The organism is Vibrio sp. TAP-3B (assembly GCF_057784735.1).
The window spans coordinates 1552825-1567694 of the sequence record NZ_CM173495.1 but is presented as its reverse complement, the minus strand read 5'-3'; the positions used below and the strand labels follow the sequence as shown (position 1 = coordinate 1567694).

At 44.9% G+C, this 14870-nt stretch carries 14 protein-coding genes; 5 read left to right on the top strand and 9 right to left on the bottom strand.

Features of this window, described 5'->3' with window-relative positions; all coding sequences use genetic code 11:
* Positions 1–174 precede the first annotated feature (174 nt).
* Together AC3D28_RS07395 and tsaA are read right to left on the bottom strand one after the other, a co-directional pair.
* Entirely contained in the window at positions 175–1890 is a 1716-nt protein-coding gene (locus AC3D28_RS07395; protein WP_488534394.1) for a proline--tRNA ligase, read from the bottom strand.
* A 111-nt stretch (positions 1891–2001) separates the two neighbouring features.
* Positions 2002–2697: a tRNA (N6-threonylcarbamoyladenosine(37)-N6)-methyltransferase TrmO gene (tsaA, locus tag AC3D28_RS07390; RefSeq protein ID WP_098415883.1), complete on the bottom strand. Its 696-nt coding sequence runs from the start codon at positions 2695–2697 to the stop codon at positions 2002–2004.
* 453 nt (positions 2698–3150) lie between these two features.
* On the opposite strand from tsaA, the gene AC3D28_RS07385 reads away from it, so the two are divergent.
* Entirely contained in the window at positions 3151–4737 is a 1587-nt protein-coding gene (locus AC3D28_RS07385) for an AbgT family transporter (RefSeq protein WP_098415024.1), read from the top strand.
* Positions 4738–4892: 155 nt separating this feature from the next.
* On the opposite strand, the gene AC3D28_RS07380 is transcribed toward AC3D28_RS07385, so the two are convergent.
* On the bottom strand, positions 4893–5342 hold the full coding sequence (locus tag AC3D28_RS07380) for a YaiI/YqxD family protein (protein WP_098415025.1): 450 nt from the start codon (positions 5340–5342) through the stop codon (positions 4893–4895).
* Positions 5339–5632, bottom strand: coding sequence for a hypothetical protein (locus AC3D28_RS07375; RefSeq protein WP_488534393.1), 294 nt, complete (start codon positions 5630–5632; stop codon positions 5339–5341). The genes AC3D28_RS07380 and AC3D28_RS07375 overlap by 4 nt, the downstream gene beginning before the upstream one ends.
* Positions 5633–6521: 889 nt before the next feature.
* Here AC3D28_RS07375 and AC3D28_RS07370 point away from each other — a divergent pair.
* Positions 6522–7007 (top strand): GNAT family N-acetyltransferase, encoded by a 486-nt coding sequence (locus AC3D28_RS07370; protein ID WP_179885678.1) that lies wholly within the window; start codon positions 6522–6524, stop codon positions 7005–7007.
* On the opposite strand, the gene AC3D28_RS07365 is transcribed toward AC3D28_RS07370, so the two are convergent.
* Both AC3D28_RS07365 and AC3D28_RS07360 read right to left on the bottom strand, forming a co-directional pair.
* On the bottom strand, positions 6967–7266 hold the full coding sequence (locus AC3D28_RS07365; protein WP_098415028.1) for a DUF3301 domain-containing protein: 300 nt from the start codon (positions 7264–7266) through the stop codon (positions 6967–6969). The two genes, AC3D28_RS07370 and AC3D28_RS07365, sit on opposite strands and share 41 nt — an antisense overlap.
* A 5-nt stretch (positions 7267–7271) precedes the next feature.
* Positions 7272–8309: a DUF3549 family protein gene (locus AC3D28_RS07360; RefSeq protein WP_488534392.1), complete on the bottom strand. Its 1038-nt coding sequence runs from the start codon at positions 8307–8309 to the stop codon at positions 7272–7274.
* Between the two features lie 76 nt (positions 8310–8385).
* On the opposite strand from AC3D28_RS07360, the gene AC3D28_RS07355 reads away from it, so the two are divergent.
* Together AC3D28_RS07355 and truC are read left to right on the top strand one after the other, a co-directional pair.
* Positions 8386–8700: a YqcC family protein gene (locus tag AC3D28_RS07355; RefSeq protein ID WP_488534391.1), complete on the top strand. Its 315-nt coding sequence runs from the start codon at positions 8386–8388 to the stop codon at positions 8698–8700.
* 5 nt (positions 8701–8705) lie between these two features.
* A complete protein-coding gene (gene truC / locus AC3D28_RS07350) occupies positions 8706–9485 on the top strand; it encodes a tRNA pseudouridine(65) synthase TruC (protein WP_179885630.1) in 780 nt (259 codons plus the stop codon).
* 66 nt (positions 9486–9551) lie between these two features.
* Here truC and AC3D28_RS07345 read toward each other — a convergent pair whose 3' ends face one another.
* The 3 genes from AC3D28_RS07345 to map all read right to left on the bottom strand — a co-directional run bounded on the left by AC3D28_RS07345 (position 9552) and on the right by map (position 13694).
* Positions 9552–9935: a DUF3461 family protein gene (locus AC3D28_RS07345; RefSeq protein WP_488534390.1), complete on the bottom strand. Its 384-nt coding sequence runs from the start codon at positions 9933–9935 to the stop codon at positions 9552–9554.
* 141 nt (positions 9936–10076) lie between these two features.
* Positions 10077–12701 carry a bifunctional uridylyltransferase/uridylyl-removing protein GlnD gene (gene glnD, locus AC3D28_RS07340; RefSeq protein WP_488534389.1) on the bottom strand — a complete coding sequence of 875 codons (2625 nt, stop codon included), beginning with the start codon at positions 12699–12701 and terminating at the stop codon, positions 10077–10079.
* A gap of 114 nt (positions 12702–12815) precedes the next feature.
* Positions 12816–13694 carry a type I methionyl aminopeptidase gene (gene map / locus AC3D28_RS07335; RefSeq protein WP_098415033.1) on the bottom strand — a complete coding sequence of 293 codons (879 nt, stop codon included), beginning with the start codon at positions 13692–13694 and terminating at the stop codon, positions 12816–12818.
* Between the two features lie 375 nt (positions 13695–14069).
* Between map and rpsB the strand changes: the two genes are divergently transcribed.
* The gene (gene rpsB, locus AC3D28_RS07330; RefSeq protein WP_098415034.1) at positions 14070–14798 is read left to right on the top strand and encodes a 30S ribosomal protein S2; all 729 of its coding nucleotides are present in this window, start codon (positions 14070–14072) and stop codon (positions 14796–14798) included.
* Positions 14799–14870 lie beyond the last annotated feature (72 nt).

Below are 14870 nucleotides of genomic sequence, written 5' to 3'. Positions count from 1 at the left end.
ACTGACCTCCTTTAGATGATAACATCAGTTTAATAGCAAGAAGCTGAACCAAAGATTAACAAAGTGAATAGTTCTAAAAGGGGGGAGTAAGGTTGCCCAGTAATAAAAAGGGCTGACCGAAGCCAACCCTTTCTAATTATTTTGAAATTACTTCAAATGAGAACCGTCGAGCACTTACTTTAGTTGAGCCTTTACGTGCTCGATAATATCAGTCATTGCGACTGGCGTTTTCTCACCAGTAGCACGGTTCTTGTATTCGAAGTTGCCTTCTTTCATTGAGCGGTCACCGATAATAATTGTATGCGGTACACCAATAAGCTCCATGTCAGAGAACATGACGCCTGGGCGTTCTTTACGGTCATCAAACAGCACTTCGATACCCATTGTCGTTAGCTCTGCGTACAGTTTCTCAGCCGCTTCTTTCACTTCTTCAGACTTGTGCATGTTCATTGGAACGATCGCGACTTGGAATGGTGCGATTGCATCTGGCCAGATGATGCCGTATTTGTCATGGTTTTGCTCAATAGCAGCCGCTACGACGCGAGTGATACCGATGCCATAACAGCCCATTTCTAGGATGGCGTTCTTACCATCAGGACCAAGTACGCCACAGTTCATCGCTGCCGAGTAAGCGTTGCCTAGTTGGAAAATATGGCCAACTTCGATACCACGTTTAAGCTGGATAGTGCCTTTACCACATGGGCTTGGATCGCCTTCAACCACGTTGCGTAGGTCTTCAACTTGACCAAGCTCTGCGTCACGACCCCAGTTAATGCCGAAGTAGTGTTTGCCATCGATGTTCGCACCCGCACCGAAATCACTCATTACCGCTACGCTGCGGTCAACGATGAACGGCAGTTTAAGACCAACAGGGCCTAGAGAACCAGGGCCAGCACCGGTCAGCTCACGAATCTCTTCTTCAGATGCCATCTCTAGTGGAGCTGCAACTTGAGGAAGGTTCTCTGCTTTCACTTCGTTCAGTTCATGATCGCCACGAATGATAAGCGCGATGATTGGTGCATCAACTTCGTCAGACGCTTTCACAAACAACGTTTTCACTGTTTTTTCAATTGGCAGCTCGAACTGTTCAACCAATTCAGCGATTGTTTTTGCGTTTGGCGTATCTACCAACGTCATTTCTTGCGTTGGTGCTGCGGCTTCAGAGGCTGGAGCTAGCGCTTCTGCTTTTTCGATGTTTGCCGCGTAATCTGACTCGGTAGAGAATGCAATGATGTCTTCGCCGCTTTCAGCCAGTACGTGGAATTCTTGAGATCCGCTGCCACCGATAGCACCACTGTCTGCTAGTACAGGACGGTAGTCCAGACCCATGCGATCGAATGCTTTGCAGTAAGCGTCGTGCATTGCGTCGTATGACTTTTGTAGGCCGTCTTTATCAATGTCAAAGCTGTACGCATCCATCATTGAGAATTCACGTGAACGCATTACACCAAAACGTGGGCGTCGCTCGTCACGGAATTTGGTTTGGATTTGGTACAGGTTTAGCGGAAGCTGTTTATAAGAGCTCACTTCATTACGAACAAGGCTAGTGATCACTTCTTCAGCGGTTGGGCTAAGTACAAACGGACGAACATGACGGTCAGTAAAGCGAAGTAGCTCAGGACCCATCTTTTCGCTGCGGCCTGTCTCTTCCCATAGTTCAAACGGCTGAACAACGGGCATCAAAGTTTCGACTGCACCTGCATTGTCGATTTCTTGACGAACGATGTTTTCGACTTTACGCAGTACACGTAGACCAGTAGGTAGCCAGGTGTATAAACCTGAAGCCAGCTTACGGATCATACCTGCACGTAGCATGAGTTGGTGGCTCACTACTTCTGCGTCGTTTGGAGTCTCCTTCAGAGTAGAAAGAAGATAATTACTGGTACGCATTAAATTTATCCGTTTATTTAAGTTTGATACTCAAGCCTGATTAGGCGGGAGTAAGGGATTCCCCTAAAGGGAAATTTGTTAGCCGTTTATAATATCAGCCAATTGCTTTTGTCAAAAGCTTTCAATCGCGGTAACCGTTATTAAGTTACCCATTACCGTGAACTTTACGTTCAAGTCGAACAAACTTACCGCATATTCTTTATTGTCCGGTTTGCCTTTTTTGTATGCAGGGCGAGGATCTTGTGCCAGAACTTGTTCAATCACCGATTGTACATAATCAGTATCGGATCGCTTTTCTATCGTCGCCAATGCATTAGGAGAAAAGTTGACGTGTGACTTTTCTGGCTCTTGAGCCGCGTATCCACCTTGTGCGTCAGGGATGGCATCCGAGTAGGGGATATAAGGTTTGATATCTACAATGGGGGTGCCATGAACTAAATCGACACTGCCTAGATCCAGGTAGACTTGATCGCCTTGTTTAGTCACTCCTTTGACTTCAACCGCTGACATTCCGATTCCGTTTGGTCGGAAAGTTGAGCGCGAGGCAAAGACACCAATACGTTCGTTTCCGCCTAGCCGAGGCGGGCGGACGGTTGGTTTCCATCCCGCAGCTAAGTTTTGGTCAAACAAAAACAGTAACCATACGTGAGAGAATTGCTCTATCCCTCGAATAGCCTCTGGGCTATTTGCTTCGCCTAACAGTTTTACTCTTGCTTTTGCGGCAGGTACTAGGCGGGGCTGGCGCGGAACAGCGAATTTCTCTTGGTAAGGGGTTTCAATGATGCCAATTGGCTCAACAGAATACATAGTGAACATCTTCAAGAATTCATTTTACGTGGCAAAGTATCATACATTTGTCTGGTTTTTCTTTTTGGTCATGAATTTTACAACGTCATAGTTAGTGGCTCAGATTGAAGGGCGTATTGTGAATTTCACCTCCTGTTTTGGTCCGTTTACTAGCGAAAAATTACCACTCTGATTGCCATTTGGTAAACGAAAAGAGTGGTTATACGTTATTTGAAGATTTAAAACCGTCGAAAAAAGAGTGTGCCTGCATCTTCTAGTGATTGATAATGTCGCTTGGTTTGCATTTTACGGATTAAGTGTCTGCATGCTTGTCTAAAAAGTAGGTTTAATTGCTTCTTTGGTTACGGTTTGTAACATTTAAGGCTTTTATTTCACCCCCTTGCTCGAGTACCCTTCGTTCGCTTTTGACATTTTTGTCACATTTGCACAGGAATAAAAACAAGGAGGGAACAGATGAGTTCATCTGATTCAATTAAACAAAACTCGCCTAAGAAGCCGTTGTTTACGCGCTTTTTGGATACTGTCGAATATTTGGGGAACTTATTGCCCCACCCGATCACTCTATTTGCCATTTTCTGTTTAGCCATTTTGGTGATGTCGGGCATTGCAGGATACTTCGACGTTTCGGTTGTCGACCCTCGTCCTGAGGGGGCAAAAGGTCGTGCCGCAGATGGTATGATTCATGTTGTCAGCTTATTTAATGCTGATGGACTCGAATTGATCGTTACGAATCTAGTGAAAAACTTTGTCGGCTTCGCTCCGCTAGGCACGGTACTGGTTGCGATGTTAGGGGTAGCTATTGCTGAACATTCGGGTCTTTTATCTGCGGCAATGCGCGGCTTAGTTATGGGGGCTTCTCAGCGGATGGTGACCGTAACGGTCGTTTTCGCTGGTATCATTTCAAATACAGCATCAGAGCTTGGCTATGTGGTACTTATTCCACTGGCTGCGATGTTGTTCCATTCTCTAGGTCGTCACCCACTTGCAGGTCTTGCTGCGGCGTTTGCTGGTGTATCCGGTGGTTACTCTGCGAACCTACTTATCGGCACGGTTGATCCGCTCCTTTCAGGCATTACTGAAACAGCAGCGCAAATGATTGACCCAACTTACACGGTTGGCCCAGAGGTAAACTGGTACTTCATGTTTGTGTCAACGTTCTTCATTGCAATCACTGGTGCATTGGTGACTGAGAAAATCGTTGAGCCAAAACTGGGCAAGTACAATGAAGAAGAAGCGGCCGAAGATTTGTCTAATGACAAAATGGGTGACCTAACTGGCCAAGAGAAGAGAGGCCTAAAAGTGGCCGGTATCGCGGTTGTTGTCGTTTCTGCGTTGTTAGCGTGGACGATTGTTCCAGCGGACGGGGTGTTACGCTCTGAGGCTGGGACGGTAGCAGGTTCGCCATTTCTAAAAAGTATCGTCGCGTTCATCTTTGTCTTTTTCGCGATCCCAGGCTTTGTGTACGGTAAAGTTGTGGGCACAATGAAGACGGATCGCGATGTGATTGATGCCATGGCGAAATCCATGTCTTCTATGGGCATGTACATTGTGTTGGTTTTCTTTGCGGCTCAGTTCGTTGCTTTCTTCAAGTGGACCAACTTTGGTCAGGTATTCGCGGTTGCAGGCGCAGACTTCCTACAAAGCATTGGCCTAACTGGTCCCATGTTGTTCTTTGCCTTCATTCTAATGTGTGGCTTTATCAACCTAATGATCGGCTCGGCATCAGCACAGTGGGCAGTAACGGCGCCTATTTTCGTGCCAATGTTAATGCTGGTTGGTTACGCGCCGGAAACAATTCAGGCTGCTTACCGAATCGGTGACTCAACCACCAATATTATTACCCCAATGATGAGCTACTTTGGTTTGATCTTAGCAGTAGCGACTCGTTACATGAAGAATTTAGGTATCGGTACGCTGATCGCGACTATGCTGCCTTACTCAATTTGCTTCATTATTGGTTGGAGTGTGTTGTTCTACCTCTGGGTATTCGTATTTGGTTTACCAGTAGGCCCTGGCGCAGCAACATTCTACACGCCTTAACAACGACTACCTCATACAGCCACATCAAAAGCCTGCAAAGTTCGCAGGCTTTTTTATCATCAAGCGTAGAGTCGCTTTCGGAGACACCGCAAGAAGTGAAGTAGTGATTATTCGTCAGAGCGGATTCACGGGGTCAACTGAAATGATGTGGAAGTTTACTGCTTAAATTTAGCTAAAATGCGGTCCAAATGATTAGCAAACTCACGGCGATCAGTTTGAGATAGGGCCGCAGGTCCGCCGGTTTGAATACCACTTGAGCGCATGGTTTCCATAAAATCACGGATATTCAAGCGAGCTTTGATGGTGTCTTTAGTATAAAGCTCACCACGCGAGCTTAGCGCTTGCGCGCCTTTCGAGATCACTTCGTCAGCAAGCGGAATGTCAGAGGTAATAACCAAGTCATTAGCTTCCACACGTTGAACGATTTCGTTGTCTGCAATGTCAAATCCTGCTGGGACTTGCAGAGAGTGGATGTTAGATCTTTTTGGCACGGGAACGACATGGTTTGCAACAAACGTGCACTCGATTCCTGTGCGCTCTGCAGCGCGAACGATGGTCTCGCGAATGACTTTAGGACACGAATCTGCATCTACCCATAATTTCATGACGATTTCTCACTCAGTTTTTCTTCTAACTCTTCGATACGTGCGACTAATGCTGTCACCGTACTTTCCAGTGCGTCAATGCGATCATTGTTTGCCTTGGTCTGAGCGGCGACTTCGACCTTAGGCACACGCTGAGCGCTCTTCCAGCTTTTTATGGCGGTGATTAATGCTGGTATTGGGACAGGCGTTTTCATTCGGGCTTTAACCTGTGCAACCGTCGGTTCTTTTCCTTGCTGCTGCAGTTGTGCCATTACTGCTTCTAATTCTTTAGTCACGTCTTGAGTTAACATTTTTACTCCTTAACAACGATATATTTATCATCATACTTTGCGTACCTAAATTTGGCGAATAGCAATTTGGATAACGCTTTGTGAGAGATTTCTTACATGGTTTGTAAGATAAAACGATTTCGACATCATAAAAGAAGAAGAATTAAAATATAAGTTTCTGATAAACAAGAGATTGAAAGGTTTTCTAGCGAGTGTGGTTAACAAATATTACCTTCGGATAGATTGTCAATTTAGGGAAAAAGCGTAAATTAGAAGTTGTCAGCAGGGAGCCGACATGGAACAGGAAAGCACCAAGGATTTGGTTATCGTCAGGAAGACGATTTGATTTATCAGGATGATCAATCAAGCAAGGAGCCTAGGACATTGTAAGGACACAATCATCAATAGGACGTTGATGACGAAGGATAGACAATGGACCCCTCACAGGAATGAGGTAAGGACAGCATCAGGAAGATGCCAGGGACACCGCTCAAGGAACAAGTGAAGTGTGTGCTAACGGGAAATGTTAGTTATCAGGATGATAAGGACACCGCTAGGACGGCGACGTAAGGATTAAGCTGACGGAATCAGCCACTATTATGGATGATGCATGGAGCACTTTTTAGTAGCCGGACTGCTGCGAGTAAGACCATGACCCCGATACCTTTGTGTCGGGGTCTTTCTTATTTAAAAATTGTCAATATCACAAAATTTATAAAATCCTGACAACAGTTAATAAAAAACAATCCAGATCAATATACTTTCCAACCAGTTGGTTTAACTTTCGGCTTCTCTATAAGGTGTTATATCCCGCAGTGACTTAGCTAGCTCAGCTTCGTTAAGTTTTGATATGCGGATAAATTAAGTTTGCTGTAATCAAGGAACAGATGTGGCCATAGTAACCAGAAGAATGCTTCTTCTACCCTACAATGAGTCGTTGCAACTAGAATTCGTGATGCTGAATTGCTGTGCGAAAAATCGTACTGACATGAACAGACTTCATACCGTTGCGTCTGCTAAACAGTTGTTTGAGAAACTCCTGGATGATGAAAACATTTATAGTATGGCGGTGTTAGAGAGCACGAGTCGTGACTACATGGGGCATGTGTTTATTTCCCACCTCGATTTTGAGCCTGAATTGGGGTTTGTTTTTGATAAGTCTTATTGGGGGAAAGGGTTAGCGACAGAAGCACTAAAAGCGTTTTTCCCGAAAGCGTGCCGTGAATTGGATTTGCATAAGGTGAAAGCTAACGTGAATAGTAATCATCAAGCATCAATGGCAGTACTGACAAAGTTAGGATTTGTTAAAACAAAAGAAAGTAAGGACTTATATGGCCCTTACTTTGAAATGGAATTTACAAGCGATGTGGTGGTAGGTGAAAGTTCTGCGGCCTAAAACCGACCATCGTCAACTCGCCTTGGTAGCAATCATCACCAAGAGATGAAAATTCAAATTGATATACCGTATGCCAACGCCAGAATCCATCTGGCGTTTTTAGTTTGTGGGCACCAAAAGCGATGCTGATTAACTGGAGATCCAATTGCTCACATTTACGTGTGATTGCGGCTCTAGCAAGTTCTGCTTGGCGGCGCTGCTGCCAAAACAGAAAACAGAAAAAGCACAGCGCTAAAATGGCTAACAGATCACCAATCATCTCTCTTACCCTTTGGTTGCTTGTTGTAAGCTGACGAGTGCATTAGCGAGCTCTTCCGATGGACTTGAGTGCAGTAAAGGCAATAAGACCATTCTGAGCTCTGGGAGCATGACTAAATCCGCAAACAGCTGATTAAACAGGGCTTGGTTGCCTGTTTGTGCCAAACGCAGCAAAAACTGTTCGGCTATTTTCTCATTGGCAAGCAAATGCCATGTTCGGCCTGCGACACCAATCAGTACTTCTTGATGGCTCAGACGTTGGCTGTGTAGAATGGCCTCTAGTACCGGAGATGCGATTGCTATCGGTGCGCCAGCCAATGCACGGATGAGGGCGGAGAGGAGGAAAAGATCGGGCTCGTTACTTGCTATTTCTTGCTGGGCTTTTTCGGCGATACGTTCTGCCAAACGTTCTTGTAACTCTACGTGCTCAAGCGCACCTAGTAGCGCATAAAGTGGTTCGCTTGGCAAGTGGCTCAATGCTTTACGTATTGTTACCCCGTTTTGTTCTTTGTCCAAACGGGCCGCCATGTCGGTGATCCCCTGCAGGCCGACCGTTTGCCAATTCTCCCAACCTAAGCCGCCTGAAAAGTAGTGTTGCGTGTGCTCGTAATAGGGGCTGGTAGGCAAATCAAGGTTCGCACGGATTTGGCTATGAAATACGGCCATTTTGTCTTCTGACGGTTTGAAAGTGTAGGGGTTGTTAGACAACTTTTGCTGTTGTTCTTCAGTGATATCATCATTGAGGCGTGTTCCCATGGCTTCTACCACGTATTTTATGAAATTGCCGATATCGACTTGTTTTAATAAACCACGCTCGTCCAACTCAAACTTTAGAAACCAAATCCAAGGCTGCTTTTTTTCATTCCAATAAGCAATCGCAAGATGCGCTTTGCGCTGCATTGGAAATGGGTAAGGGCATTGGCCTTTTTCTATATCGGTAAATTCTTTTTGATCGATGGTTTTAATACGACGACCAAGGTCGAAGATTTGATAGTCACAGTGGCTGTTATTCAACAGTTGGGTGAGGGTTTGAATGTTATCCATTAAATACGGCGTCCTAACGTTCTTTTCACAAGAAATGGTATCATTCTTGGCTAATTCAAGGTTCGAGATAGAATTAATGGCAACAAAAAACCAATTGGTCGACTTACTTCACCAACTTGAAGAGCGACTCAAAAAGCATGATCTCTGGCAGCACAGTATGCCTTCACCACAAGCTTTACAAAGTGTGGAGCCGTTTGCGATAGGTTCACTTTATCCCCATGAATGGTTGCAATGGATTTTTATCGCACGCATGCGCGCATTAGTAGAAAGCAATAAAGCGTTGCCAAAAGGTTTTTCTATCGAGCCATATTTTTCTGAAGTATGGAAGCAAGAGGCAAAATACGCAGAGCTTTTGCACATCATCCGAACTATCGACGAACTATGTAAGTAATCGCAATGTCAGAACAAGAAACTTTCCAAACAGTGGCTCCTGTGGAGTTAGAGATCGTTTATCAAGATAAATATTTTGTTGCCGTTAATAAGCCTGCCGGTATGTTGGTGCATCGTAGTTGGTTAGATAAACACGAAACGCAATTTGTGATGCAGACTTTGCGTGATCAAATTGGTCAGCATGTTTTTCCGTTGCACCGTTTAGATCGTCCAACATCTGGTGTGCTCGTGTTTGCGCTGTCGAGTGAAGTCGCATCGCAGGTGATGCCGATGTTTGCTGAGCACAAGATGGAGAAGACTTATCACGCTATTGTGCGTGGCTGGATTGAAGAAGAGGGGGTTTTGGATTATGCACTCAAAGTTGAGCTAGACAAGATCGCCGATAAGTTTGCTTCGCAAGAGAAAGAGGCGCAAGAGGCAATAACTGAGTATAAGCCGTTAGCGAAAGCAGAGGTGCCATATTCAACGGGGAAATTTCCAACGACACGTTACTGTTTAGTCGAGATGAAACCTTTGACGGGGCGTAAGCATCAACTTCGTCGCCATATGGCTCATTTACGTCACCCAATCGTAGGGGATACGACTCATGGTGACGGTAAGCATAACAAACTGTACCGAATGAAGTTTGATTCGCATCGTTTGCTGTTGCACGCATCAGAGTTGCGTTTTGTTCATCCATTTACTCAAGAAGAAGTCGTAATGAAAGCCAGTATTGATCAAACTTGGCAACAGTTATTCTCGCGATTTGAATGGAACCAAGACATCGTGAAGTCGTTTGGGCACTGAACATAAAAAGAAAGAGTTGGCATTTGGAGCCAACTCTTTTGGTTTTGGTGTGGTTAATATGAAGCATTACTTGAGCTTTTCAAGGTCGGACTCGATCTCAGCAATTTTGCTTGATACCACTTTTTCTAAATGACGCAGATCAGATAGGACTTTCTCTTTGACATCCACTTCGGCCATTTTAGTTGGTTTGGTTATTTTATTAAGTTCATCGATCACTAGTGTGAGGTTACGATTGATCTCCGTAACTTCTTTGTATTGATGGCTACCGCTATCGACTAGGACATTTTTTACTTGGCGTGGGTATTTGAACTTTACACTCTTGGCAAAGAACTCACCTTTTTGTTTATGGAAGTAGATTTTGAGCACGTCTTTATGTGCTTCTTGGCGTAAGGAGTAACGTTCAATTTGCTTGGGATCATGAATGCCCAAACCTGTGAGGTGGGGATACATAGGCTACCTCTATGACATCGAGTTGATTTTATATAAATGTAGCAGCCTATGTATACGCTAGATAGCTGATATTTAGTCAAATTGCTCAACTTGTGGACAGGGTCGCTCTCGCTCTAAACCGAAAAGGTTGGCAGGTTTGAGCTAAGCAGCGACCTCATCAGATAACTTTTCGATCAGTTTCTCTCTTAGCTCATCTTGTTGCTCTTCACTTAGCCTACCGCCAACATCGCTGGTGAGAATAAACAAGTCTTCGGCACGCTCACCGATAGTCGTAATTTTCGCACCATGAAGATTAATGTTTAAATCAGCAAAAGTGCGGCCAACTTTCGCGAGCAAGCCCGGTGTATCCAACGCGACAAACTCCATTAATGTGTGTTTTTTACCTTTGGTTGGTAAGAAATCCACTTTCGTTTTGACGTTAAAGTGTTGCAGCTTGTTTGGTGTTCGGCGAGTTTTGATTTTTGTTGGACGACCCGCAGCCAGAACATGAGTTAAGTGCTTAATCACTGCCGCATGACGAGACTCGTCAATGGCTTCTCCATGTTGATCGAGCACCATAAAGGTATCAATCACGTGCCCATCCTTGCTGGTCATAATTTGTGCGTCATGAACATTGAAGTTGCGTCGGTCAAGTTCTGCTACGACGGTAGCAAATAATGCGGGTTGATCTTTGCTGTACACGAAAACTTCGGTGCCTCCGCGAGTCGCTTTTTTGCTGATCAAGACCAATGGTTTGCTAGGATCATCCATACGCAGTAAGTGCTCACAATGCCAAGCTATCTGCGTATGAGTATGACGGAGGAAATAGTCGGCTTTAAAACGTTGCCAAAGTACTTCTATCTCACGCGCAGAAAACCCTTCTTTGCGCAACATTGCTGAGGCCATCTGTTGATTGTGGCGAATGCGTTCTCGGACATCGACAGGGTTTTCTAACCCTCGACGTAAGGCGCGCTGAGTGGAGTAATACAATTCAGCGAGCAGGGTTCGTTTCCAAGTGTTCCAGAGTTCTGGGTTTGTCGCACAAATATCAGCCACGGTTAGGCAAACAAGGTAATCGAGGGATTCTTCATCTCTTACTTTTTTGGCAAACTCAGCAATCACATCGGGATCATAAATGTCACGACGCTGTGCAGTGACGGACATCAACAAATGGTGCCTTACCAACCAGCCCACGAGTTTGGCTTCTGGTTTGGATAAACCATGTTCAATACAGAAATCGTACGCTTCCTCTTCACCAATCACAGAGTGATCCCCCCCACGCCCTTTACCGATGTCATGAAAAATCGCCGCTATAATCAGTAGTTCTTTTTTTTGTATACGCGGGTAAACATCACAACAAATTGGATGCCTATCATGGTTCTCAGGATCACTGAAGGTATTAATGTGTTTGAGTAACCGAATACTATGTTCATCGACGGTATAGGCGTGAAACAAGTCAAACTGCATTTGGCCTACTATTTGGCTCCATTGTGGTAAGTAAGCCGCCATCACACCAAGTCGATGCATCAAGCTAAATGCTTTGTGCAGAGCATTAGGGTGACGACATAAAGTTAAGAACTTTTCTCTGGCGGCAGGCATGGTGTGAAGAAATTTATTCAGGCGGCGGCGTGCCGTTCTTAATTGACGTAGAGTGGGTGGGCTAACCCCTTCGATGGTAGAGTCATTCGCGATATGTAAAAACATATCCAGAATGGTTTCTGGGCGAGCTTGAAATAAAGCCGGTTTACGGGCTTCAATCAACGAACCTCGACGTTGAAAGTCGGCATCGAGAATTTCTGCATTCTTAGTAACGCCACCATTGATGATGGCTTGATCAAACAGTTTGAGCAGCATTTTATTGAGCTCTGCCACACGACGAAGCGTACGATAAAACTCTTTCATCATCATTTCTACGCCGCGGTTACCTTCTCCAATGTAGCCGAGGTTTTCTGCAACTTGTGCTTGGTGAGCGAAGGTTAAACGATTATCGTATCGACGCAGTTCCATATGCAGAGCAAAGCGCACGCGCCAAAGGAAGTCCTGACACTCAACCAGTTCTCGGTATTCTGCGTCAGTCAAAAAACCATATCGGCTCATTTCAAGTAAAGAAGTCGCGCCAAAGTGGCGACGAGCAACCCAACTTAAGGTATGGATATCGCGCAGACCTCCGGGAGTGGATTTGATATCCGGTTCAAGGTTATAAGTTGTATCGTGGTAGCGTGCATGGCGTTCGCGTTGCTCTTGGATTTTAGCGCGGTAAAAGGTTTCGCTCGGCCAGAAAGAATCCGATAACACCACTTTTTTTAGTGCTTGGAATGTATCCTCGCTGCCACACAGCAGGCGGGCTTCTTGAAGGTTAGTCGCGACAGTGAGGTCTTTTTGACCTATTTTTGCGCACTCACTAACGGTACGAACGGCGTGTCCTACCTCAAGTTTTAGATCCCATAATAAGGTAATGAACTCGCTGATTTTTGCTTCAAGCGAGGTGGGTAATTTATTGTTCGACAGAATCAAAATATCAATATCGGATAACGGGTGAAGCTCGCCGCGTCCATAACCACCAACCGCCACCAATGAAATATTGTAGATGTCCTTAAAGCCAAAGTGCTGCCATAGGCGATTAAGGAGCAGGTCCATATATTCCGCCCGAGCCAAAACTAGGCTTGTCACGGGATGCTGGTTGAGAAATGCTTGGTTTTGATCGGAGCTAAACTTCTCTAACTCTTGTTTGAGTTTATCAATATTGATGTGTTCATCGGAAAAGGTAAGAGGGGACTGAAGTGTCATATTTGCCATCCGTGCAAGCTAATCATAATCTAGAACCAATCTAACAAATTTACGGAAGATAAAAAATATCCCCGCCGAAGCAGGGATATTGTAAACGAGGTGTGACAGTCAGCTTTACGCGTTTTTCATTAGGCGAGGAATCGTATCATCGCTACGAAGAGTGAACACTTCGCAACCTTCTTTAGTTACGACGATAGTGTGTTCCCACTGTGCTGAGTTTTTGCCGTCACCGGTGTATACCGTCCAGTCGTCTTGCGCATCAACAGAACAACCGAACTTACCTGCGTTAATCATTGGTTCGATAGTAAAGCACATGCCTTCTTTTAGTACGCGGCGGTCTTTGTTCTTATAGTGAACCACCTGAGGCTCTTCGTGGAACTCATCACCGATGCCGTGACCACAGAAGTCTTTAACAATAGAGAACTTATTGCGAGGATTGTTCTTGTTGTTTTCTTTGATGTATTTTTCAATAGCCGTACCGATGTCACCAACAGTTGCACCCGGTTTGACTTGACGCATACCCACGTAAAGAGCTTCTTGTGCAACCATACATAGACGCTTGTTTGCTGGCGAGACATCACCAACTAAGAACATTTTAGAGGTATCACCGTGGTAGCCTTGAGGGCGCACACTTAGATCGGCATTCTCATCGTTAGGAATAATAACGGTAATATCAATGTTCAAGATGTCGCCATCTTTTAGTACGGCTGGTTTTATTTGACCATTACTACCGATTTCGTCTCGTTCTGCTGGAATGCCGTGACAAACGATATGGTTGATAGAGGTACAAATTGACTTAGGGAAACCATGATAATCAAGTGGAGCAGAGTATGCGCCTTTTTCTAGAGCGTATTCATGACAGATTTTGTTTAACTCTTCTGTGGTTACACCGGCTTTTACGTGCGGTTCGATCATTTCTAGAATTTCTGCGGCTAGCTTGCCTGCAATGCGCATGCGTTCAATTTCTTCAGCAGTTTTAATCTTGATTGACATTGGTTTTCTCTACTTAATTCGTAAGCACGTAAACGTGCGAATAGTCGCATTCTATCAGACATCGAGGCGTTAACCCAAGCCAGATAGGAATATGCATCATTCTTAATTGAGAATAGGGCTCTGCATTCACTCTTGTACAGGAGGGTGAAAACATAACTTTTACTAGCCAGAGTAAGCTGAAATATGGTATAAAGCGCGCCGGTATAGAGGACTGTTCTCTTTGCTAAGTGCTAGCTAAGCGGCGAAGCAGGCTTCATCCGAATAACCTTTTATCTTTAAATCACACACATTCCGTCACATATTCCGGGGTGCTGAGCAGAAGCTTGGTCGGAGTTATGGGGAGTGTGGAGGCCTAACCCCATAGAGGAATTTAAAATGGCAACTGTATCAATGCGCGATATGCTAAAAGCTGGTGTTCACTTCGGTCACCAGACTCGTTACTGGAACCCAAAAATGAAGCCGTTCATCTTTGGCGCTCGTAGCAAAGTTCATATCATCAACCTAGAAAAAACGGTACCAATGTTCAACGACGCTCTAGCTGAGCTAGCTAAAGTTGGCGAGAAGAAAGGTAAAGTTCTATTCGTAGGTACTAAGCGCGCTGCATCTGAAGCTGTTAAAGAAGCTGCTATTGCAAGCAACCAGTTTTACGTGAATAGCCGCTGGTTGGGCGGCATGCTAACGAACTACAAAACAGTTCGTCAGTCTATCAAGCGTCTAAAAGAACTAGAGATTCAATCTCAAGACGGTACTTTCGACAAGTTAACTAAGAAAGAAGCTCTAATGTGTACTCGTGAAATGGAGAAGCTAGAGAAATCTCTTGGTGGTATTAAAAACATGGGCGGTCTACCAGACGCGCTATTCGTAATCGACGCTGATCACGAACACATTGCAATTAAAGAAGCTAACAACCTAGGTATTCCAGTATACGCTGTGGTAGATACTAACTCTAACCCAGACGGCGTTGACTACGTTATCCCAGGTAACGATGACGCGATCCGTGCTGTACACCTATACCTAAATGCAGCTGCTTCAGCAGTCGCTGAAGGTCGTAACAAAGACGTTGCAGCAGTATCTGAAAAAGACGGTTTTGTAGAAGCTGAATAATAGCGGCTCTGTGTCACACTTGGTCTATGTGAAACCTTTGTGTAGCATAAACTAAGTTATAGTTAGCAATGG